At 67.0% G+C, this 20,295-nt stretch carries 21 protein-coding genes; 10 read left to right on the top strand and 11 right to left on the bottom strand.

What is annotated here, in order from left to right; all coding sequences use genetic code 11:
* Positions 1–18 precede the first annotated feature (18 nt).
* From B0I08_RS07785 to B0I08_RS07770, 4 genes are all read left to right on the top strand, one after another.
* Positions 19–699: an MBL fold metallo-hydrolase gene (locus B0I08_RS07785; protein WP_106211469.1), complete on the top strand. Its 681-nt coding sequence runs from the start codon at positions 19–21 to the stop codon at positions 697–699.
* A 389-nt stretch (positions 700–1,088) separates the two neighbouring features.
* A complete protein-coding gene (locus B0I08_RS18225; RefSeq protein ID WP_106211468.1) occupies positions 1,089–1,721 on the top strand; it encodes an ArsR/SmtB family transcription factor in 633 nt (210 codons plus the stop codon).
* The gene (locus tag B0I08_RS07775; RefSeq protein ID WP_106211466.1) at positions 1,718–3,496 is read left to right on the top strand and encodes a SulP family inorganic anion transporter; all 1,779 of its coding nucleotides are present in this window, start codon (positions 1,718–1,720) and stop codon (positions 3,494–3,496) included. Before B0I08_RS18225 ends, B0I08_RS07775 begins: the two co-directional genes overlap by 4 nt.
* A gap of 54 nt (positions 3,497–3,550) precedes the next feature.
* Complete coding sequence (locus B0I08_RS07770; protein WP_106211464.1) at positions 3,551–4,009, top strand: hypothetical protein; 459 nt, start codon at positions 3,551–3,553, stop codon at positions 4,007–4,009.
* 23 nt (positions 4,010–4,032) lie between these two features.
* Here B0I08_RS07770 and B0I08_RS07765 read toward each other — a convergent pair whose 3' ends face one another.
* The 3 genes from B0I08_RS07765 to B0I08_RS07755 are packed head-to-tail and all read right to left on the bottom strand — an operon-like array spanning position 4,033 to position 8,746.
* On the bottom strand, positions 4,033–5,016 hold the full coding sequence (locus B0I08_RS07765) for an NAD-dependent epimerase/dehydratase family protein (RefSeq protein WP_106211462.1): 984 nt from the start codon (positions 5,014–5,016) through the stop codon (positions 4,033–4,035).
* Entirely contained in the window at positions 5,013–7,727 is a 2,715-nt protein-coding gene (locus B0I08_RS07760) for an alpha/beta fold hydrolase (protein ID WP_245884682.1), read from the bottom strand. Before B0I08_RS07760 ends, B0I08_RS07765 begins: the two co-directional genes overlap by 4 nt.
* On the bottom strand, positions 7,724–8,746 hold the full coding sequence (locus B0I08_RS07755) for a 3-oxoacyl-ACP synthase III (RefSeq protein ID WP_106211459.1): 1,023 nt from the start codon (positions 8,744–8,746) through the stop codon (positions 7,724–7,726). The genes B0I08_RS07760 and B0I08_RS07755 overlap by 4 nt, the downstream gene beginning before the upstream one ends.
* Before the next feature lie 168 nt (positions 8,747–8,914).
* On the opposite strand from B0I08_RS07755, the gene B0I08_RS07750 reads away from it, so the two are divergent.
* Positions 8,915–9,748 carry an endonuclease/exonuclease/phosphatase family protein gene (locus tag B0I08_RS07750; RefSeq protein ID WP_106211651.1) on the top strand — a complete coding sequence of 278 codons (834 nt, stop codon included), beginning with the start codon at positions 8,915–8,917 and terminating at the stop codon, positions 9,746–9,748.
* Between the two features lie 46 nt (positions 9,749–9,794).
* Entirely contained in the window at positions 9,795–10,394 is a 600-nt protein-coding gene (locus B0I08_RS07745) for a DUF2238 domain-containing protein (protein ID WP_106211457.1), read from the top strand.
* A gap of 32 nt (positions 10,395–10,426) precedes the next feature.
* Here the strand turns inward: B0I08_RS07745 and B0I08_RS07740 are convergent, their stop codons facing one another.
* From B0I08_RS07740 to B0I08_RS07725, 4 genes are all read right to left on the bottom strand, one after another.
* Positions 10,427–11,443 carry a formylglycine-generating enzyme family protein gene (locus tag B0I08_RS07740; protein WP_245884679.1) on the bottom strand — a complete coding sequence of 339 codons (1,017 nt, stop codon included), beginning with the start codon at positions 11,441–11,443 and terminating at the stop codon, positions 10,427–10,429.
* A gap of 59 nt (positions 11,444–11,502) precedes the next feature.
* On the bottom strand, positions 11,503–13,557 hold the full coding sequence (locus tag B0I08_RS07735; protein WP_106211455.1) for a YhgE/Pip family protein: 2,055 nt from the start codon (positions 13,555–13,557) through the stop codon (positions 11,503–11,505).
* A 13-nt stretch (positions 13,558–13,570) separates the two neighbouring features.
* Positions 13,571–14,359 (bottom strand): ATP-binding cassette domain-containing protein, encoded by a 789-nt coding sequence (locus B0I08_RS07730; protein WP_146134350.1) that lies wholly within the window; start codon positions 14,357–14,359, stop codon positions 13,571–13,573.
* 122 nt (positions 14,360–14,481) lie between these two features.
* On the bottom strand, positions 14,482–15,099 hold the full coding sequence (locus B0I08_RS07725) for a MerR family transcriptional regulator (RefSeq protein WP_106211451.1): 618 nt from the start codon (positions 15,097–15,099) through the stop codon (positions 14,482–14,484).
* 73 nt (positions 15,100–15,172) lie between these two features.
* Between B0I08_RS07725 and B0I08_RS07720 the strand changes: the two genes are divergently transcribed.
* Positions 15,173–15,679, top strand: coding sequence for a DUF4188 domain-containing protein (locus B0I08_RS07720; protein WP_106211449.1), 507 nt, complete (start codon positions 15,173–15,175; stop codon positions 15,677–15,679).
* Between the two features lie 22 nt (positions 15,680–15,701).
* Here the strand turns inward: B0I08_RS07720 and B0I08_RS07715 are convergent, their stop codons facing one another.
* The gene (locus tag B0I08_RS07715) at positions 15,702–16,691 is read right to left on the bottom strand and encodes a serine hydrolase domain-containing protein (protein ID WP_106211447.1); all 990 of its coding nucleotides are present in this window, start codon (positions 16,689–16,691) and stop codon (positions 15,702–15,704) included.
* Between the two features lie 132 nt (positions 16,692–16,823).
* On the bottom strand, positions 16,824–17,039 hold the full coding sequence (locus tag B0I08_RS07710) for a transcriptional regulator (protein WP_106211445.1): 216 nt from the start codon (positions 17,037–17,039) through the stop codon (positions 16,824–16,826).
* Between the two features lie 62 nt (positions 17,040–17,101).
* On the opposite strand from B0I08_RS07710, the gene B0I08_RS07705 reads away from it, so the two are divergent.
* Positions 17,102–17,470, top strand: a complete 369-nt coding sequence (locus tag B0I08_RS07705; protein ID WP_106211443.1) for a DUF2256 and DUF3253 domain-containing protein — start codon at positions 17,102–17,104, stop codon at positions 17,468–17,470.
* A 26-nt stretch (positions 17,471–17,496) separates the two neighbouring features.
* On the opposite strand, the gene B0I08_RS07700 is transcribed toward B0I08_RS07705, so the two are convergent.
* On the bottom strand, positions 17,497–18,561 hold the full coding sequence (locus tag B0I08_RS07700; RefSeq protein WP_106211442.1) for an acyltransferase family protein: 1,065 nt from the start codon (positions 18,559–18,561) through the stop codon (positions 17,497–17,499).
* 83 nt (positions 18,562–18,644) lie between these two features.
* Here B0I08_RS07700 and B0I08_RS07695 point away from each other — a divergent pair, with 83 nt between their 5' ends.
* Both B0I08_RS07695 and B0I08_RS07690 read left to right on the top strand, forming a co-directional pair.
* Positions 18,645–18,995: a PadR family transcriptional regulator gene (locus B0I08_RS07695; protein WP_106211647.1), complete on the top strand. Its 351-nt coding sequence runs from the start codon at positions 18,645–18,647 to the stop codon at positions 18,993–18,995.
* A 71-nt stretch (positions 18,996–19,066) separates the two neighbouring features.
* Positions 19,067–19,945 carry a hypothetical protein gene (locus B0I08_RS07690; protein WP_106211441.1) on the top strand — a complete coding sequence of 293 codons (879 nt, stop codon included), beginning with the start codon at positions 19,067–19,069 and terminating at the stop codon, positions 19,943–19,945.
* 6 nt (positions 19,946–19,951) lie between these two features.
* Here B0I08_RS07690 and B0I08_RS07685 read toward each other — a convergent pair whose 3' ends face one another.
* Positions 19,952–20,224 carry a DUF2277 domain-containing protein gene (locus B0I08_RS07685; protein WP_106211439.1) on the bottom strand — a complete coding sequence of 91 codons (273 nt, stop codon included), beginning with the start codon at positions 20,222–20,224 and terminating at the stop codon, positions 19,952–19,954.
* Positions 20,225–20,295: the final 71 nt, after the last annotated feature.

Below are 20,295 nucleotides of genomic sequence, written 5' to 3'. Positions count from 1 at the left end.
CTGACGTAGGCTCGCGGTATGAGAATTACGAAGTTCGAGCACGCGTGTTTTGCGGTGGAGCGGGACAACCACCGGGTGGTCGTCGACCCGGGTTCGTACACGACACCGCTTCTGGACCTCCGTGACGTCGTGGCGATTGTGATCACGCACGAGCATGCCGACCACTGGACGCCAGACCAGTTGCGCCGCATCCTCGACCTCAACCCGACCGCACGCCTGTTCGCGCCCGCGGGCGTGATCGCCGCCGCACGCAAAGCTGCCGCCGCCGCCGACGACGCAGCCTCCAACGCGGGCGCGGGGTTCGAGTTCACGGAGGTGGCCGACGGCGCTGTGCACGAGGTCGGCCCGTTCGTGCTGACGTTCTACGGTGCGAAGCACGCCGTCATCCATTCGTCGATTCCCGTCGTCGACAACGTCGGTGTGCTCATCAACGAGACCATCTTTTACCCCGGTGACGCGTACACCGTTCCCCCGGTCGCCATCGACGTGCTCGCGGTGCCGTCCAGCGCGCCCTGGCTCAAGATCGGCGAGGCAATGGACTACGTGCTCGCCGTGGCTCCCAAGCGCGCTTTCGCCACCCACGAGATGGTCAATTCGGTGATTGGCAAGGGCATGGCGACGGCGCGAATCCGCTGGGCAACCGAACAGGGTGGCGGCGAGTTCTTCCCCCTCGAGCCCGGCGAGTCGCTCGACCTATAGCGGCAGCCTGCAGCGCGCTGCCTGTAGCGCGCTGCCTGTAGCGCGCTGCCTGTAGCGCGCTGCCGACTACTCGTTCTCGCCGACCGGACAGGAGCCGTCGGCAGATGGCACCGGAGCCACCGATTGGCTCGCCGACCGGGCGCCTATCGACGAAAAATCGCGAAACAACGCCCACGCCTGTCCTGGCGGCGAAGGTCTTCCCGGCATCAGGACCGACGACTGTCCTGTCGGCGATCGCAGTCACCGGCGACTGTCCTGTCGGCGTCCGAGCTCCGACCCGCGCGGGCGAATTCGGGACCATGTGCCCTAATACGCTCCGCCGATCGGCGAAATGATGAATTGAGAAACCCGCCACACCCGCAACACCGGCACCACGGAGGACGCACATCATGGACCTGGCACAGGCAGTCGAGGCTTCCGAGTTGTACGCCCCGACGCCGTCGCCGCCTCCGGTGCACATCCCCGCCAGCGAGAAGCGGCCCGAGCCCATCGAGCCTGCCGCTCTCGCAGTTGCTGTCGCCCATCGCCTCGATGCGGTCAAGGCCGACCTCTTCAAAGGTCTCGCTCACCCCGCGCGAATTCGTGTGCTTGAGGCGCTCGTCGACGCCGACAACGTGCCGGTAGCTACGTTGCTTGTGCACACCGGGCTGGAGGCGTCAAACCTGTCCCAGCACCTGGCCGTTCTACGGAACCACAACCTCGTGGTTGCCGAGCGCCGCGGGAGCCAGGTGTTCTACCAGCTCGCGTACCCCGAGGTCGCCGACCTCATGGTGGTGGCCAAGACGCTGCTGATCTCAATCCTGGAGACCACGCACCGCAACCTCACCTCCACGGTGAGCGCCGTGGCGATCAGCTCCACACTCGCCGAGGCCAACCCCAGCGAATCCGGCACCCTGCGGGCGGTTGCCTATCCAACGCCGCTCCCGGTTCCTCCCGCCGGCACGACCTACGACCGCGCAGCGCCGCTCGCTGCAGCACCGCTCGCTGCTGCCCCGCTCCCCGTGCCTTCGGCCGAAGCGTGAAGTCCGGGCGCACTCCCGTCCATCACACCCTCGCTCACGTCGCTCACCTCGCGCACAACGCGCACCTCGCGCACCTCGCTCCCGGCAAGCGGGACTATCGCGCTGTTCCCCGCACCTGGAAGGGCGATCTCGTCGCGGGAATCACCGTCGGCATCGTCGCGCTGCCCCTCGCACTGGCGTTCGGCGTCAGCTCCGGCGCGGGTGCCGAAGCGGGGCTGATCACCGCGATCGTCGCCGGCCTCGTTGCCGCGATCTTCGGCGGATCCAACGTGCAGGTCTCCGGCCCCACCGGAGCGATGGTGGTTGTGCTCGGTCCGATCGTCGCTACCTACGGCATCGCCGCCGTTCCCGTTGTCACGGTGCTCGCCGGCGCCATCGTTATGCTCGCCGGACTCCTCAAACTTGGACGCACCGTCACTTTCATCCCGTGGCCCGTCATCGAAGGGTTCACGCTCGGCATCGCAGTCATCATCTTCCTGCAACAGGTGCCGTCCGCCTTCGGTGTGGTCGCCGGTGACAGCAGCAACGCCGCCGTTGCCGCCGTCCAGGCGCTATCTACGGTGAGCTGGCCAGAAGTGCTCTGGCCGGTCGCGATCGTCGCGGCAGTCATCGCCATCATGTGGGCGACCCCGCGTATTCACCGCTCGCTCCCGGGCTCGATCCTCGCGATCGTCGTGGTGACGGTGATGGCCACCCTCGCCGACCTGCCCGTGGCCCGCATCGGCGCGCTGCCTGCGAGCCTGCCTTCGCCGTCGCTACCGCTCATCGACGGGCACGCGCTCACCACCTTCCTCGCTCCCGCGCTCACCATCGCCGCGCTCGCCGCGATCGAATCACTGCTCTCCGCGCGGGTGGCCACCGCCCTGGCCGACACCGGCACGTACGACGCCGACCGCGAACTGGTCGGGCAGGGCCTCGCGTCGATCGCGTCCGGATTTTTTGGCGGGATGCCGGCCACCGGCGCCATCGCGCGCACCGCAGTCAACGTACGCGCAGGGGGACGCACGCGGCTTGCCGCAATCACCCACGCGTTGGTGCTCCTCGGCGTGGTGTACCTGGCAACCGGACCGGTCTCCCAGATCCCGCTCGCCGCGCTGGCGGGCGTGCTGATGTTCACCGCCGTCAAGATGGTGTCACCGAGCGTCGTGAGGAGCGTGCTGGGCTCGACCCGCTCCGACGCCGTGGTCTTCGTTGTTACCGCGATCATCACCGTGTCGTTCGACCTCATCCTCGCCGTCGAGATCGGCATTGTCGTCGCGGCATTCTTCGCGCTGCGCACCCTCGCGAAGTCGGGTGGGGTGCACCGCGAACCACTCCCCCTGCCCTCGGTGAGCGGCGACGAGCGAATCGCGCTGTTCCGCCTCGATGGCGCCCTGTTCTTTGGCACGGCGGAGCGGATGTTGGAACGGGTCAGCGAAATCGACCGGGTCAGCGTTGCCATCATCCGGATGTCCCAGATTGACGTTCTGGACGCCACCGGCGCCCGCGTGATCGCGGACATCGTGCGCACCCTCGAAGCGCGCGGAATCACCGTCCTGATCAAGGGTGTACAGGAGCGCCACCTCCAGTTGGTCACCCGGGTGGGCGTTCTGCGCACGCTGCGCACCAAACAGCACCTGTTCGCCGACCTCGCCAGCGCGGTCGAGCATGCCCGCAGCCACGTTCGCCGCGACGACGCCGCATCCCGTGCCGCGGCACTAATTGCCGCGGAACCCCGTGCCGCCGTGCCGGGCACGACAGGCCCGGCCACAACGCCCGCGCCGAGCATTTCTTAGACTTATTCTCAGGTTGGCTAGCGCTGACAGCAGTTGGCGGGCTATCGTGCAGAGATGCGCGCGACCATCCCCCTCCGGTTCGCTCGCCGCGGCGCAGTGGTAACCGTGCTCGCGGTGGTATGCGGGATGTCGCTGTCCGCCTGTATCGGCCCGGGCGGCTATTCCGTCTTCGACGATCAAGCGGGGTATCCCGCCTTCGCTGAAGAGCAGTCGGCCGCTGACGTGCTTCCGCCTGATTTCGACGAGCTGGATCTGGCTCAGTTCGACCCCGACACGTCCCGGTATTCGGGCAGCTACAACGACGCGGACTACTTTCTCATCCGGATGACGGAGGACACTGGCGGCGGCCACTGTCTCGCGGTCGCCGCGGGTATCAACTCCTCGATCGTGTGCGGCGGAGACATGGCAACCTTGAGCTATGACGGAGGAGTCGAGGCGCAGCTGATGCCCGCACCCGCGATTTCTGCCGACGGGTGGACGTCTATCAGCGACAACGTTCGGGTTCGCGAGTAAATCTGCGCCCGAGCGATTGCGCCCTACTCCGCCCGATACGACGCGGCGAGGCGCTCGAAGCCCTCGTCAAGGGTGACGCTCGGGGTCCACCGAAGGTCGGCCCGGGTGCGCCGCTGGTCAAACCAGTGCGCGGTCGACAGCTGTTCGGCGAGGAAGCGCGTCATCGGGGGCTCGTCCGAGCCGGGCGCGATCCGCCACACCGATTCGATCACCGAGCCGGCGGCGCGGGCCAGAGCGGCAGGAACCCGCCATCCCGGAGCCTTCACTCCGGCCGCGGCGCACATGCCGGCGAGCAACTCCGCGACCGGGCGCGGTTCCCCGTTGGTCAGCACATAGCTGTTGCCGTGCACCTCGTCGACGCGGGCAAGTGCCGCCGCGATGCCGGATGCCGCGTTGTCGATGTAAATCGAATCGATGAGAGCGGCCCCGTGGCCGAGCAGGGGCAACCGTCCGTCGCGGGCGCGCTGCACAACCCGCGCCACCAGCTGGGTGTCCCCCGGGCCCCAGACGAGGTGCGGGCGCACCGCGACCACGTGCAGGGCGGGCGAGTCGGCCGCCAGTGCGAGCAGTTCCGCCGTGGCCTTCGTGCGGGCGTAATCGCCGCGCGCCTGTTCGGGATCGGCCGGCCCCGCATCATCCCCCACGATCGACGATCCCGAGTGCGCGACCGACGGCGAGGACACAAGCACGAGCCGCGCCACCCCGGCCGAACGCGCCGCGGCGAGCAGGCTGCGCGTTCCGTCGACGTTGACGCGGTCGAAGTCTGCGGGGTCACCCGCGAGCGACACCTTCGCCGCGAGGTGCACGATGGCATCGACACCGTCGACGGCCCGGGCGACGTCGTCGGCGTTGGTGACGGATCCGAGCTCATCGCTCAGCCGCGGCACCACCCCGCCAAGCCCGGACGGCCTGCGTTGAAAGGTGCGAACGTCGTGTCCCTGCCCGGCGATTTCCGTCGCGACAGCGCGGCCGAGCAGCCCGCTCGCACCGGTGACCAGCACCCTCACGGGCGGGTCATCCGTCCCCCGCTGAGAATCCCCGCAGCCCAGGTGGACAGGCGCACGCGATCGATTTTTGAATTGTGGCGGATGTCGGTGGGCAGGTGCGGCACCACGAGGACCGCAGCGATCGGCACCGACGTCGCGGCGCGCACGGCCGAGGCGAGCTCCGGCGAGGCCAGCCCGACGCGCCGGGCGGAACGCACCGTCTCGACGACCGCGACAACCTGCTGGTTACCGCGTGGTCCGACCCCGGCGACTGCGGCGCGAGCGATGGCGGCAACTGTTTCGATCCGCTGTTCGGGTCCGACCGGGGTGACGATGCCGTTCGCGGTGACCAGCACGTGCGGCATCCGCCCCTCAATCCAGAGGCGCCCCGCAGAGTCGAGGTGGCCGACATCGCCGGTGCGGTGCCAGCGCTCACCCGCACCAGTGCTGGCAACCTCGCGCTTGGAGGCGCGGTCGGTGAGCCAGAGGCGGTCGTAGTGGTCCTTGACATGGGGCGCCGACACGATGATCTCGCCGGTGATGCCGGGAGTATCGCTGGGCTCGCCGACGGCGTCGCCGTTGACGTCGAGCGCGCTGATGCGCACCCGGGCGGTGGCCGCGGGAGTTCCCACGCAGACGCCGCCCGCGGATCCCTCGGGCGCTGACGCGGTGGCCTCGCGGATCTCTGCGAGCGTGATATCGGTCATGAGGAGACCCTCGGTCATCCCGTAGGGGGTGTGCGGGGTCGCGTTCGGCATCAGCGTGGCGATCGCGGTGAGCAGCGGCTCCGACACCGGAGCGCCCGCCGACAGGAAGCTGGTGACACTGCGCAGCGCCACATAGTCGGGGGCAGACAGCTCCGGAGCGGTGGCGACCACGTTGGTGACGGCGGCCGGCGAGAGAAACAGCACGGTCGCATCGACTGCGGCGACGGCCTGCGCGACCGCGGTGGCCGTCAGGGTCTTCGGTGATGTCACGACCATGTCCGGGGTGACCGAGCGGGCGCCCAGCGCGGGGCCGAGCAGGGCGAACGGGGCGAAGCCGGCGACAAGGCCGGTGCCCACCCCGATGCCGTACTTCGATGACAGCGCTTCCGCGACGGCCGACAGCTGGTCGTGGGTGTACACCACGCCCTTCGCAGGTCCCGTGGAGCCCGAGGTGAACAAGACGGCGGCCGTGTCATCTGGCCGCGGCGCCTCGGGAAGAACCTCGTCGGCGCCCAGCTCGATGAGGTCGGCGAGGCTGTGCTGCACGTCGAGCGCGCGGGCCGTCGCGGCGGGAAAACGCACGGTCGAGATCTTCTGGCCGGGCCAGCCGAGGGCACGGGCGGCCATCAGACCAGGAGCGGCGCCGATCACGTGGGCGGGCCACGCGCCGCGCACCGCGCGGGTCAGTCCGCGAAGGCCGAGGCCCGCGTCGGCCACAACCACGATGGCGCCGATGCGGAGGCACGCGTACAGCACGGCGGTGAGATCGGCGCCCGGCTGGATCAGCAGCGACACGCGGTCGCCCTTCTTCACGCCGGCCTTGCTGAGGCCGGACGCGATCTGCCGCACCCTCCGCGAGAGCAGCTTCCAGCTGACCACCCGGGGGCCGTCGCCCGAGGAGGGAACCATTTCCACGAGCGCGACATCGTCGCTGTCGCGCATCACGTCAAGGTTCTGCCAGAGCGGCGCGCGCAACGCGACTGAGCCATGACCGGCCGAGTCGGGATTGGGACTGGTGGATGTCGCCCCCTGGCGGTCACCCAGCCAGGTCAGCGCCGCGGAGGCAAAGTCGACATCCTCGGCGATGAGGTGCCCGGCGCCCTCGAAGCGATGTACATCGGCGTGCGGCATCCGCTCGACAAGGTCGTCGAGGTAGCGGTCGCTGAAGATCGGGTCACGCGGACCCCACAGCATCAGCGCGGGTACCGACAGGGCACTGACGCCGGCCGCGATCCGGTGCAGCTCGCCCAAGCTGGGGTGCTGCGCATCGACGGGAATATCCGCGACGAACCCGCCGATGCCTCCGCGGCGGGCGGCCGTGCGATACGGCGCGCGGTACGCGTTTTTCACCTCGGACGACAGCGGCGGATGAGCCAGGGCGAGGGTGGTTTCGAGGAACGCGGGCGTCGCAACGGTGGCATTGCCGAGCACCCCGCGGGCAAGCGCAAGCCGCAACGGCGCGGGAATCGGCGCCGCCTCGCTCTGGTGCACCGCGGTGTTGAGCAGCATGACGCCGGCGAGCAACTCGGGATGGTCGACGGCCCAGCCGAGCGACACAACCCCGCCCCAGTCGTGCCCGAAGGTGAGAACCGGGCCATCGAGCTCGAGGGCGTCCGTCAGTGCCGAGAGGTCACGCACGCGCTGCGGAAGCGCACGCACGAGTCCGCTGCGCTCGGAGAATCCCATGTCGAGCTGGTCGACGGCGATGATGCGCCAGGCGGGATGCCCCGTGGCGGCGTCAGCGGTAGCCTCCGAGACCAGCGAGCGCCACAGATACGACCAGGTCGGGTTACCGTGAACGCAGAGCACCGTGCCCACCGTCTCCACGCCGAGCTTCGCCAGCTCGGGCCCGTTGTCGAGGATGTGCCAGGTGCGGGTGACCGGCGCCGAGACATCCGCCTCCCCACCGCGCTCCGACACCGCTGCTCGCACCAGCCGGGAAAACTTCGGGTCGAGGCCGGGCAAGCCGGCGGGCGGGTGGGATGCTTCGGCGGCCACACTCGCGGCCCGGGGAAGGCGACTCACCAGGCGAGCTCCATCATGGCGGTGTTGAGGCCGGAACCCACACCCATCAGGAGAACGCGGTCGCCCTTCTTCAGATGCTCCGCCTCCTGCGACAGGGTGATCGGGATCGAGGCGGGGCCCACGTTGCCGAGCTTGGGGTAGGTCAGCGGCACGCGGTTCTTGTTCATTCCCGTGGCCTTGACGATGGCGTCGGTGTGCACGGAGGAGACCTGGTGGAGGATGTAGCGGTCCATGTTGGTCCAGTTCCAGTCGCGCTTGGCCTCTTTCCAGGCGGCGACGACCAGGCCCATGCCCCCACGGAGCAGTTCCTTGGCATTGGTGAACATGCCGTCGACGCTGCCCACGCAGAGTTCGTTGAATTCGGTGGCGGCGCGGGTCACTCCGCCGAGGAGGCGGTGGCCTTCGGGGTGGCGGTCGGCGCGGCCGAGCACGGCGGCGGCGGCACCGGACCCGAGGGTGAGGCTCGCGAATTCGCTCATAAACGCGTCGCGGTCCATCTCGGAACTGAGAAGACGTTCGATCGTGTTGTGCTGGATGACGTCGGCGTCTTCGCCGTCCACGATGATCGCGTAATCGATGGACCCGGAGTCGATCAGCTGCCCGGCGAGGTTCATGCCGTTGACGAACCCGAGGCAGGCGTTGGCGATGTCGAAGTTGGTCGCCGAGGACGGCAGCCCGAGTCCGTGGTGGATTTTCACCGCAACGGAGGGCTCGAGGTTGCGCCGGGTCACCGAGGTGTTGATCAGCAATCCCACCTGGCCGGGCTGAATCCCCGCAGCGGCGAGCGCACGCTTTCCCGCAGAAATGGCGGCGTCGTCGAAGTTCTCGCCCTCGGCCCAGTTGCGCCGTTCGTACACTCCGGCGACGCGCTGGAGCAGTCCCTTGGGCAGCTTCAGACGCTTCAGGACGGGAGCCAGGCGAGCATCAATTTCTTCCGACGTTGTGACACGGGGTGCGATCGTTGTTGCCAGCGAAAGAAGCGCCACATTTTTGTGTGTCGTCGTTGCATTTCCGTCCAACGGAACTCCATATCCAGTCCTCGCTGATTCTTCAGCGCACAGCTTCCCAGTATCCCTTACCTGCCTGTGTGCCGCTTGCGAGTGAACGGTATGTGCGGGTCTGCGGCCCTTTTGCTATCGTGCGCGGCCGATCACGCGCGACTGGCCGGGGTCGCATACGCTGTGATCATGGTGGATGCCCCGCTGATAGGCCCCGCGCTGGCTCCCGACCTGCACGTGATGACGTACAACATTCGCCGGCGCATTCCCCACGCGAACCGGCGCAGTCCCGACCTGTGGACTCCACGTCACAGGATCATGCGGCGACTGCTTCAGGCTGAGCGCCCGACCGTGCTGGGTGTGCAGGAGGCGCTACCCGACCAGGTGCAGTTTCTCGATGAGTGCCTGGGCGCGGGATACCAGTGGGTGGGCCGGGGCCGAAACGCCAACGGCAGCGGCGAGCACTGCGCGATCTTCTACGATTCGCGCCGGCTGACCCTCCTCGACTGGACGCAGAAGGCGCTGTCGAACACTCCCGATGTACCCGGATCTCGCAGCTTCGGAAACCACGTGCCGCGCATCGCGGTGCTGGCGCGTTTCACCGACCGCGTGACGGGGGTCGAGTTTCTTGTGGTGAACACTCACTTCGATCACCTGTCGCCCAAGTCGCGGCTGCGCTCGGCCGAAATGCTCAGTGAGCTCGTCTCCTCGGCCGCGGTACCAGCAGTGGTGATGGGAGACGTCAATACCCGCCCGGGGTCGCGGCCCTACCAGCAGTTCACCGGTGGCGGGCAGTTTCGCGACGCGTGGACTGCCGCCCGGATTCGCCTCACCCCGGCGTACACGACGTTCTCGAACTACCGCCAACCGCGGATCGGCGCCAAACGCATCGACTGGATCCTGGTCAGTGGCCCGGTGACCGTGCGGAGCGTCGGCATCAACCCGTTCCGTCTGCGCGGCCGAGCGGCCTCCGACCACGAACCGGTGCAAGCCGTACTGCGCATCAATCCCGAGATCACCTAAATAGGGGCCTGTGTTGCCGACACCCTGTGATTAGCCTGCTTGCGTGATGGAGACATTCCGGCGTCCGCCCGAGTCACCCGCGGAGTTCGCCGCCGACGGGGTACGCATCTTCGGCGTACTCAGCCTCGTGATTTCCCTCGTCATCTTCGGCACTCCGGCCATCGCCGCCTTCTCCCTGGTGATCGTCGGCCAGATGGTGCCGCGGATGCTCGGGATGCGTCCCGCCCTCGACATCGCCGTCGGAATTGTGCTGCTGGTTGCCGGTTGGAGCAACGTTCTGAATCTGTACACCACCGTGCCGGGGTGGGACCTTCTGGTGCACTTCTTTACCAACGGACTCGTCGCCGCCATGCTTTACCTGCTGTTCGTGCGCTTTACCGATCCCGAGGGAGCGCGAACCGTGCGCACCTCCCCCACGGTCGTGATTCTCACCACCGCGTTCGGGCTCTCGGCCGGAGTCTTCTGGGAACAATTCGAGTGGCTCGCCCACAACCTCGTCGACGACACGATCTTCGTCGCCTACAACGACACGATCGGCGACCTGACCGCGGGCGGACTTGGCTCGCTGCTGGCGGGTCTGGCCATGACGTTCGTGGCGTCGCCGGCCAAGTCCCCCTCGCGCCGCGCGACGAGCGCGGTGTCGTAGCAGGCGCGGTGTCGTAGCAGGTCGCGCGCGGTTCAGGCGTCGCGGACGCAGCGAAATCCGATGTGGGTGGCGGACGTGTCATCCGTTTGGGGAGATCGAGCGGCGGGCCGGTAACGCAGGCAGTACTCCGGCGCGCACAGGTGCGAGCCGCCCTTCAGCACGCGTTGCCGGTCCGCCCGGTCAACCGAGACGGACGCAGCGGCGCCCTCGCCCGCAACCTCGCCTTCCGACATGGAGCAGCACGAGCCGTCAACTACAGCCTCGGCCCCGGTCGGCGCGAAAGACGGCGCGACGGCCGGCGCCGCTGCCTCCGCAGCGACATGCCTCGGCCCGTAGGCGGTCGTGGTCCATTCCCACACGTTGCCGATCATGTCGAACAGCCCGAACCCGTTGGCCGGGAACAGCCCGACCGGGGACGTGCCGCGCCAGCCCCGGGCACCCTCGTTGCGGTACGGAAACGCGCCCTGCCAGGTGTTCGCCATCAGGCGTCCCCCGGGTCGCACCTCGCTGCCCCAGGCAAAATCCGCAGCGGCCAGACCGCCGCGCGCCGCAAATTCCCACTCGGCCTCGGTGGGCAGCCGCCGCCCCGCCCACGCGGCATACGCGCTCGCGTCGTCGAACGACACCTGGACGACGGGATGATCCAGCCAGTCGATCGTGGTGGGCGGCACCCCGTGGGGCTGGCGCCAGCTGGCGCCCGGCGCCCAATCCCACCACCGGCGCCAATTAGTGAGAGGAACGGGTCCCGCGGTCTCGCGGAACACGAGCGCACCCGGGGCACGCTCGTTCTCGGACAGCTCGGGGTATTCGTCGGCGGGCAATGGCCGCTCGGCCGTGGTGACGTAACCCGAATCATCCACGAATCGCGCAAAATCACGGTTGGTGACGGGGCGAAGGTCGATATCGAACGCGTGCACCTCCACCTCGTGCACCGGACCCTCGTCCGCATAGAACGCTTCAGAGCCCATCAGGAATCGGCCGCCCGCCAGGTGAACCATGGGAACGGACCGCTCGGCGGTGTGGTTTATGAAAGTCGAGACACTCGTCATTGCCTCAGCCTTGCCGCTGTGCGCTCGGCGAACCATCACCCGCGGTGGGTGACTGCAGCCTAGAAAGTGATGCTGGGATGCAGTCGCGCGATCGTCCAGGTGCGCTTCTGGTGCGCGGCCAATACGGTGACGAGCAGCGACGCCCCGATCGTGAGGCACAGCACACCGACCGCGGTCCACGCCGCGGCCGGGTCACCGCCGGCAATCAGGGTGCGCAGTCCCCCGACCACGTAGGTCAGCGGAAAGAACGGACTGATCGCCTGAAAGAAGGGCGGCGCCGTCTGCACCGCGTAGGCCCCGCCACCCGAGGTCAGCATGAACACCAACAGGATCAGGGCGAGCAGCCGGCCGATCCCGCCAAACCACGCGACGAGCGCCTGGTGCATGGCCGCGAACGCGACGGCGGTGAGGGAGATAAGTCCCAGCAGGGCAGAAAAGTTGGGGGCGCTCACCCCGACCACGAACTTGAGAACCACCGAAAGCAGAACTCCCTGCACCAGCGCGAACAGCACGCCGGGGACGTACCCCGCAACGGCGATCCGCCACGACCGGGCGGGCGAGGCGAACGCCCGCGGCGGCACGGCCCGAAGCACCTGGTAGGTGATCAGCCCGCCGATCCACAACGCGATGGGAATGAAGTACGGCGCGATGCCATCCCCGTAGGCGGCTACCGCATTTGCGCGGGTCGCCTTCGCCTCGACCGGGGCAGAAATGACCTTGGTGCGGATGTCCCGGTCGAGGCTACTGAAGGTGGGCACCCGCTCGGCTCCCGCTACCAGAGACTGCGCCAGCACCCCCGCGCCCGCGGCGAGCGCCGCCGAGCCGACCTTTGCCCGGCTGGTGCCAGCCAGCGCGGATTCCGTACCCGTCCGCAACGCCGTCGCGCCCGCGGCGACATCCGCAGCTCCCGTGGACAGCTCGCGGAGCCCACCGGAGAGAGCCGCTGCGCCGCTCGCCACGCGCTGCGCGCCCGCGTTGAGCGCGGCGATCTCCGTCGCGATGTTCCGCGCGGACGCCGAGGCCTGCGCCGCGTTGTCGCGCACCGCGGCATCCGTCGAGGCGATTTCCGTCGCGACCGTGCCCGCCGTCGCGGCAGCCGGGGTGAGGACGGCGTTTGCTTCTGTCAGCGAGCGACCCAGCGCGGCGACATCCGGGTCATCTGGATACCTCGCCGCAAGAGTCGCCACCTGGCTCGACAGGCTGGTCTGCACCAGGTCGCGGGAAGTCGCGAGCTGACCGGCAACGGTGTCGGCTCGCGGACGGGCTTGCCCGAGAGCTCCGTCAAGTGCGGCCTGCGCCGATGCCACGCGGGTCACCACGTCGTTCGTCGAGGCAGCAACCCGGGCCGTGCCCGCCGCGACCTGCCGCGCACCGGCGCTGAGGGTGGCCGCGCCCGTCGCGGAGGATGCCGTGCCGGCGGCGAGGGTGGATGCCCCTTGCTGCAACTGTGCGGCTCCCGCATCGAGTTCACCGACTCCCGTTACGAGGCCCCCGAGACCCGCGTCCAGCGCGGCGCTGCCCTCCGCGAGAACGCGGGCACCATCGGCGGCGCTACTGACGCTCGAGTGCAGCTCGTTGAACCCGATGTAGATGCTGTCGAGGTAGGCCGCGATGGTGGTGGCCGACAGGCGGTCGCTGACACTGGCGAGCAAAGCCTGGGCGATGTTGCCATTGATGTAGTTGTAGGCGTCGTTGGTCTGGATGGAAAGCGCGGCCGCCTTGGGTGAGTCACCCGCCAGCGACGCGAGAGAAGCCGAGAACGACGCGGGAACCGTGAGCACGGCCGCGTATCGTCCCTTCTCGAGCCCGTCCTCCGCCTGCCCTGCCGTCGCCTCCGTCCAGGAGAACCCCGCGTCCTCCCCCGTGGTCAACCGGGCCGTCAGGTCTTCTCCCGCGGAGATGGTCGTGGTCTCTCCATCGGTGGACACCGCAGCGGGGGTGTCCGCGTTCACCACGGCAGCGGTCAGATTGTCCAGGTTGTCCGTGGGGTTCCAGTTCGCGACGAGATACGCCGCTCCGTAGAAGGTCGGGGTGACGATCACGACGACCAGGGCCGCACGGGTTACGAGCTTGCGCCGGAATCGCGCGATCTCCAGCAGGGGAAGCGAGAACATTCGGTGTCCCTTCTCAGTTCATGCGCACGATCTTCACCCGTGAGCGGGCCAGCCGCTCGGCTGGATCGTGCGCAAAGAGGTCGCCCAGATCGGTCGCGTCTTCACAACTGACCGCAACGGTGAGCGTGCGCCGGGCTCCGACGAGCGCGAGAAGGGCCGACCAGGCGCGGAGGCGATTCTCGTGCTCCCGAAGAGCGTCGATGTCGTCAATGATCAGGAGCTGGGGATCGCCGATCAGGGCGAGGGTGGTGCCGAGAACAAATTGGTCGAGTGGGGCAAGGTCGCCGACAAAGCGGTGCCCCACGAGCGTGGGGGGCCGTGTGTGATTCACCGGGAGCAGCGGCGAGGCACCGAGACGCTGAAGCACCGCGTTCGCCCGCTGCAGATAGGACTCGACCGTGGCTCGGGTAACGCGGGGCCGCCACCACGATTGGTGGAAGATCACCCGCTCCGCGACATGCTGCTCCACGGTCAAGGACGCATCGAGATCATTGACGCCCTGCACCACCCCCAGTCCGGTGACCGCTCGCACGGCGCCCGCCTGAACCGGCAGGCTGAAGCCCAGCACCGTGAGCCGCCCGCTCTGCTGTTTCATCCGGCCGGCGAGAGTCAGCAGAAGTGCCGTCTTGCCGGATTGCGCTCGGCCCTCGATCACCAGGAGGTCGCCGGTGTCAGCGTCGAAGCTGAGCATCTGCGGTCGAGCGATGGAGGGAGCACTGGCGATGCAGAGATCACGGGCAGAAACCGCGGGCACCCGTGCTGGGCGCCCCACCGGCGCTGGTCCTGTTACGCTCTGGCTCACCTCGGCCTCCTCGCGGGCCACGGCCCGCTCGACAACACGGTTCGTTAAGCTTCACCACCGTGTCGCCCAACCGCTAGCGGGGAGGTAGAGAAAAAACTCAGGTCACGGGCGAGAACCACGAGTTAGAGCGGCATTGCGCCGAACCGAGCACGCGAGGCACTCTGCTGGGCAAGTCGCCGCAGCGCGAGGAGCAGAGGCTCGACCAGCACCGTACCGAGCACGACGTAATGCACCGCGGCCTCGGCCGAGTCCGTCGGAACCCCGGCGATTTCCGCTGAGGCCACCGTGTGCATGGCACCGGCGTAGGTGTCGAGCATTCCCTCCGGCAGCTCGAAGCCCGCGGCGCGTATCCCGTCGATCGCCCCGGCCACAGCGGCCTTCGCCGCGCTGTCGCAGCCATGGGTGTCCCAGCCCCACTGGTCGAGGAGTGCGTCGACAGCGGTCGTGTCGACATCCGCGGCCGTCGGCGCTATCAGGGCATGGTGGGCGATGCCGAGCAGGTCATGACCCGATTCTGGAGGGGCGTCCACCCCGTCGAGCAGGTCGCGCGTGACAGCAATGCTCAAGCCAGCACCGACGATGAGCGCGCGGATGAGGCGCAGCCGGCGCACGTGCGACTCGTCGTAGCTGGCTTGCGTCGCGGACGTCAGCTGCCCCTCATGGAGCAACCGTTCGCGCAGGTAATACTTGATCGTCGCAACCGGCACGGTGCTTTCTCTCGAGAGCTGGGAAATTCGCACGGCCTACTCCTTGACTTAGATAGTAGAACTCTCCAATACTAGCGAGTACCACTATCTATTGAAGGGGATCGACATGGCACAGGTCAATATCGGCAGGATGACTCATCACTATGACGGTGAGCTCATCGTGTTTCTCATCGGCATGAGGTTCAACCGGCCGTGGCGCGTGGACAAGTGGTTGCCCGCGTTCCTCGCCATGCCGCGCATGCTCACCGAGCTCTCTAAGGATCCGGACTCCGGGTTGATGGGCTTTCGGCTCTCCTTCAGCGCGGACGGCCCCGTCATCGTTCAGTACTGGAACTCGCGCGAGAAGCTCTACGACTACGCCAGCGCTCCGTCGGCTGAACATCGGCCAGCCTGGACCGCGTTCAACAAGCGCGCACGCAAGGCCGCGGGAGCCGTCGGAATCTGGCACGAAACTTTTCAGGTCGAACGTGCGGAAAGTATGTACGTCGGCATGCCAGCCATCGGGTTGGCGCACGCAACCGAGACCGTGCCGGTGACCAGGAACTCCGACCGAGCGCGGCAGCGGATGTCGGGCGGCAGCACGCCCTCCGCTGCCATGCCCGGACCGAGTTGATCGCCCTCGGGCTCGGGAGGACTCACGACACTGCGCGGCCTCCGCCGGGTGGGGCGAACCTCATGAGGAGACGAAACCCCTGCCTGTCGACAGAACGGTGTTGTGCCGCCAGGACAACAACGCCAACACCGGCCTCTCGGTCGAGCCCGATCCAGCTGCCGAACCCCCCGGTACTGCCGTTGTGCCAGGTGACTGCGCGGCCCTGAAACTCAAGCGTGATCCACCCCGCGCCAATGCCGACCCGGGGAGTGAACTGTGAGACCGGGTCGAGAGCGGAGTATCCCCTCGTGCTCCCGTCCAGAACCGAGCGAAGAAACCCGCGCATTGTGCCGATGGTCGCGCGAACGCCACCCGCGGGCGCGAGGGCTTCACCTACCCAGGCGGCCACCGGGCGCCCGAAGCGACTGGATCCCGTTAGGTCCGCGGGTCCAAGCTGCTCCGGCCGCGCGGGAGTTGAGAAGCCGGCGCCGAGAACGTCATGCAGCAGTTGTTCATAGCTACTCCCTGCCGCGTTCGCGACGGCATGCCCGAGTAACTGAAAACCCAGGTTCGAGTACCGGGGTCGAGGAGCACCAAGCCGCATGTTGCGGGTCTGTTCGAGGAGGTCAGCCAGCGAATCACCGTAGGGGTTTCTTCCTCGGATCCAGAAGTCATAGTTGCGGCGAAGGGGATGCATCCCGGGCGGTAAACCCGGAAGGCCCGACCGGTGCATGGCAAGAGAACTGAGGCTCACGGAGCCAATTTCACCGTGATTCTCAAGGGGAAGAAGATCGCGCAGGATCGTCTCCTGCGAGAGGAGGCCGCGCTCCACCGCGTCCCGATACAGCATGCCCGTGAGAGCCTTGGAGATCGACCCGATCTCAAAGGTGGAGTGATGGCCAGCGCCTACCGTCGCAGTTAATTCGTGCTCGGGGGTGAGCACCGCGACCGCCACCGGCGCTGCCCCCGTCGACCCGAACACGTGGCCTATCGCGCGAACCAGGTCAGCGTCGCCAATCCATCCAGTTTCCATCGAACACGTCCTCATCCGCGGCCTCTGGCGACGATCGCCAGTGTTCGAATCGTCAACATCTGCTGACGAACTCGCCGAGGTCAAGAATAGTGAGGTGCGCGGGAAAAAGTCAACATTTGTTGACGCACGGTGTTACCTCTTGCCGTACTTCCGGTGGACTGCCTGCTTGGTCACGCCGAGGCACTGAGCGATCGCTTCCCACGACAGGCCTGCTTGACGCGCGCTTCGAACCACGCCGGCCTCGCTGCGCGCGACCTCGCGATGAAGCTCAGCGAGGATCTGCAACGCTTCCGCTGGCCCCTTGCCGTCCATCGATCCGACTAGGGTCTGCAGCTTCTCGGCCTCCATTCGTCAATTCTAGTTGACGGGCGGAATGGTGCGCACAGCGGATTCCAGCGCAGAATGGAACCATGACCCCCGAGCCGAAGACCTGCCGCTCCTGCGGCAGGGAGATTACCTGGCGCAAAAAGTGGGAACGCAACTGGGACGAGGTCGCCTATTGCAGCGCCGCCTGTCGGTCTCACAAGATCTCAGCGACCGACCGCAAGCTCGAAGAGGCGATCCGTAGCCTGCTCGCCGCGCGGGCTGCGACGTCGACCATCTGTCCATCGGATGCCGCGCGCGCGGTTTCCCCGGATGACTGGCGAGAGCTGATGGAACCCGCACGCCGCGCCGCCCGGCGAATGGTGGACGCCGGCGAGGTGGACATCACTCAGGGAGGGTCAGTCGTCGACCCATCCCGGGCGAAAGGGCCTATCCGAATACGTCGCCGCCCATAAGTTTGCGCCGTCGAACCGTCGCACGGTCACCTACTGGAACGGTTCTTGATCGACAGCGCGGGGCGTTCGATGAGGATCCACGACAGCCAGCCGAGCGCCACGGATCCGACTAGGACGATGCCGATGTTGACAATCAACGGAATGGGCCCGAGGATCGCGATGACGATCTGCTGGACAAGAAAACCCCAGAGGTAGGTGCCGTAGGAGACGTCGCCCATCCGGGCGAGTGTTTTCGAGGCAGGAGTACGGACTCTGCCGCAGGTGACGACGCAATACGGGAGCGCCAACCAGGCGAAAGGAATTGCCGCTTCTGGCCAAAGAGCCGTGGCGATCGCCCAGACACTGAGCGCCAATGCCGCGGTTCGTCGGCGATACGCGCTTTCGGGAACCGCTATCCGGAGGAGGGCGCCGACTGCGAAGAAGACGATCGCCGGCGCCGCATCGGCAAAGCCCGGGAACAGCGTGGTGGCCGCCGTGACGAAAAAGATGGTGGCCGCCAACAGACCGAGGGCCAGATATCCCAGGGAGCGTGCTCGCGGCGGGGTCAGGCCGACGAGGATGACAGCGGCGTAGCAGACCAGCTCCACGCCTAGGCTCCAGAGCGATCCGTTAACCACCGCACGGGGGTGCCCGACGAACACGCCGGGGAGCTCGTACTGGACGAGTGTCGTCATGCCCTGGAGGTAGGTCCAGGTCTGAGCCGACGTCACGTATGTGGCTAGGTCGCGGGTGGTGAACAACGGCCCGATCACAAAGACCGTGATCAGCACGACCGCAACCAGCGCAGGGAAGATGCGAAGGGCGCGGTGACGCACGAACCGCACGATGCCGGGGCGCGTCTCCCAGCTGCCAGCGATGAGATACCCGCTTGTCGCGAAGAACACGGCCACGGCAAGGGAATGGATCGGAAATCCGAGCACGACAGGCGCCGGACCGGAACCCGTCAGAACGAACGCATGTCCCACAATCACCGTCATCGCCGCAGCCAGGCGAATGGCATCGAAGCTGTTACGAGTGCGATCGATAGGAGCCTCGCGTTTGCTCGCTATCTCGAGAATCGCGGCGACGGTGGGATTCGGAGTTATCGGCAAGAGTGATGTCCTCTAGTTCTGATGGTCGCTATATATCGAACACCTTACTATTAATGCTTCGACGGGTTGAGTATGCTGTGGTGATGGCTACACAGGACATGCGCGAGCCGACCTTTTTGATCCTGGCCGCGCTGGCGAACGGGAAAAAACACGGCTACGCGCTTATCGGCGAAGCCGATGAGCTCTCCGGCGGCCGGGTCAAGTTGAAGGTCGGGACTCTCTACGCGGCGCTCGACCGACTGCAAGCTGAAGGGGCTGTCGCCTCAGCTGGCGAGGAGGTCGTCGACGGGAGGCACCGCCGTTACTACGAACTCACCGACCACGGCGTCGCCGTCCTGGGCGACGAGGTGGCGCGTATGGAACAGAACCTGGAGCAGGCCAAGGCGCGACTGCGGATGCGCCCCGTTCCGCCCGTGGCGGTGCGTCTGTCGTGACGCAGCTGGAGACTAACTACCGGAGGGCGCTGCGGTCCTACCCGAGAGTATGGCGGCAACAGAACGAGAGCGTGATCCTCGGAACACTGCTCGATGTTGCCGAGGCCGAGGAACGCACCGCTCCGCGCGCGATGGAGCTCATGCACCTCGTCGTATCCGGGATGCTGACGCGGTTCGGGCTCTGGCTCACGACGAGGACTCGTGACTGGATTGCAACGACAGCGCTCGGGATAGGCGCAGCGATGTCAGTGGGGCTGGTCTTGTCAGGGACTTGGATGCCGTGGTCGAGAGTTCTCGGTCCTTACACCGGGCGCTACATCCCAGAAGCGAACCCGCTACTGGACTTCGGCATCATCATCTACACGTTGTGGATCCTGGGCTTCATCGCCAGCCTGATCCCGGGGCAATGGAAGACCGGGCGCGCCTTCATGATCGTCGCCCTGGTCGCGCCCCTCGTCTTCGCGGTCATCAATCGCCCGACTCACCTGTACGGACCCAACGACCGCACGCTCGTCTTCTTCACAATCATGGCCGCGTTGGTCTTGCTCGGCACTCCCCGCCAGAAAAAGGTCGGCTACGTCGCGTCGGCCGCGGGTGTCGGGATCGTCTTCTTGTGGCTGGCGAACGCAAAGCCCGCGATCGGGTACATCGACGATCGCCGCTTCTGGGACGCGCTTGTCTCACCGGACAAGCTCGCGATCGCGATCGCGATCGCCGCTGTGGCGGCGGTCTACCTCAACGTTCGCTACCGCACCCCCCGACAGATAATCCTGATCCTCCTCATCCCGTGGATCACCGTTTGCGGCGCCAGCTTCTACCTGGACGACCCGATGAACGGCGTCCGATTCGCGATTGCGGTGGCCGCAGGCTTGATCCTGACCGAAAGCGTATATCGCGGTCTCATCGACACTGAAAGCGGATACTTCGGACGCAACCGGATCGGCGCGTAGCGGTCGCTATGCGGTCGCGAAACGCTTCGCCGACCGCTCCTTGGCCTTCGCTGCCTCGTCGTCGCGGTTCTTCGGAGGAGCGGAGGTCACCAGATCCTGGAGCAGGTGACCGGTGATGTGGGCGATCTCGGCGACCGCGCGGTCGAAGGCGTCCTGGTTGGCCTTGGACGGCTTCGTTGCCCCACTGATCTTGCGCACATATTGCAGGGCCGCGGCGTGCACTTCATCGTCTGTGGCAGCTGGCTCAAAATTGTGAAGGGTATGAATATTCCGGCACATGCGATCACGTTACGCCGCACTGCTGGCACACGAAAGTCCCTTATTAGCGCTTGCGCACTATCGTTGCCTGA

The sequence above is a fragment of the Glaciihabitans tibetensis genome (assembly GCF_003003265.1).
Taxonomy (GTDB): Bacteria; Actinomycetota; Actinomycetes; order Actinomycetales; family Microbacteriaceae; genus Glaciihabitans; species Glaciihabitans tibetensis.
This window is presented reverse-complemented; position numbering and strand designations above follow the sequence as displayed.

Coding starts and splice junctions, on each gene's coding strand:
- B0I08_RS07705 (WP_106211443.1), top strand. CDS start 17,102: ATGACCCCCGAGCCGAAGACCTGCCGCTCCTGCGGCAGGGAGATTACC.
- B0I08_RS07745 (WP_106211457.1), top strand. CDS start 9,795: ATGGAGACATTCCGGCGTCCGCCCGAGTCACCCGCGGAGTTCGCCGCC.
- B0I08_RS07735 (WP_106211455.1), bottom strand. CDS start 13,557: ATGTTCTCGCTTCCCCTGCTGGAGATCGCGCGATTCCGGCGCAAGCTC.
- B0I08_RS07740 (WP_245884679.1), bottom strand. CDS start 11,443: ATGACGAGTGTCTCGACTTTCATAAACCACACCGCCGAGCGGTCCGTT.
- B0I08_RS07785 (WP_106211469.1), top strand. CDS start 19: ATGAGAATTACGAAGTTCGAGCACGCGTGTTTTGCGGTGGAGCGGGAC.
- B0I08_RS07685 (WP_106211439.1), bottom strand. CDS start 20,224: ATGTGCCGGAATATTCATACCCTTCACAATTTTGAGCCAGCTGCCACA.
- B0I08_RS07720 (WP_106211449.1), top strand. CDS start 15,173: ATGGCACAGGTCAATATCGGCAGGATGACTCATCACTATGACGGTGAG.
- B0I08_RS18225 (WP_106211468.1), top strand. CDS start 1,089: ATGGACCTGGCACAGGCAGTCGAGGCTTCCGAGTTGTACGCCCCGACG.
- B0I08_RS07715 (WP_106211447.1), bottom strand. CDS start 16,691: ATGGAAACTGGATGGATTGGCGACGCTGACCTGGTTCGCGCGATAGGC.
- B0I08_RS07770 (WP_106211464.1), top strand. CDS start 3,551: ATGCGCGCGACCATCCCCCTCCGGTTCGCTCGCCGCGGCGCAGTGGTA.
- B0I08_RS07750 (WP_106211651.1), top strand. CDS start 8,915: ATGGTGGATGCCCCGCTGATAGGCCCCGCGCTGGCTCCCGACCTGCAC.
- B0I08_RS07710 (WP_106211445.1), bottom strand. CDS start 17,039: ATGGAGGCCGAGAAGCTGCAGACCCTAGTCGGATCGATGGACGGCAAG.
- B0I08_RS07695 (WP_106211647.1), top strand. CDS start 18,645: ATGGCTACACAGGACATGCGCGAGCCGACCTTTTTGATCCTGGCCGCG.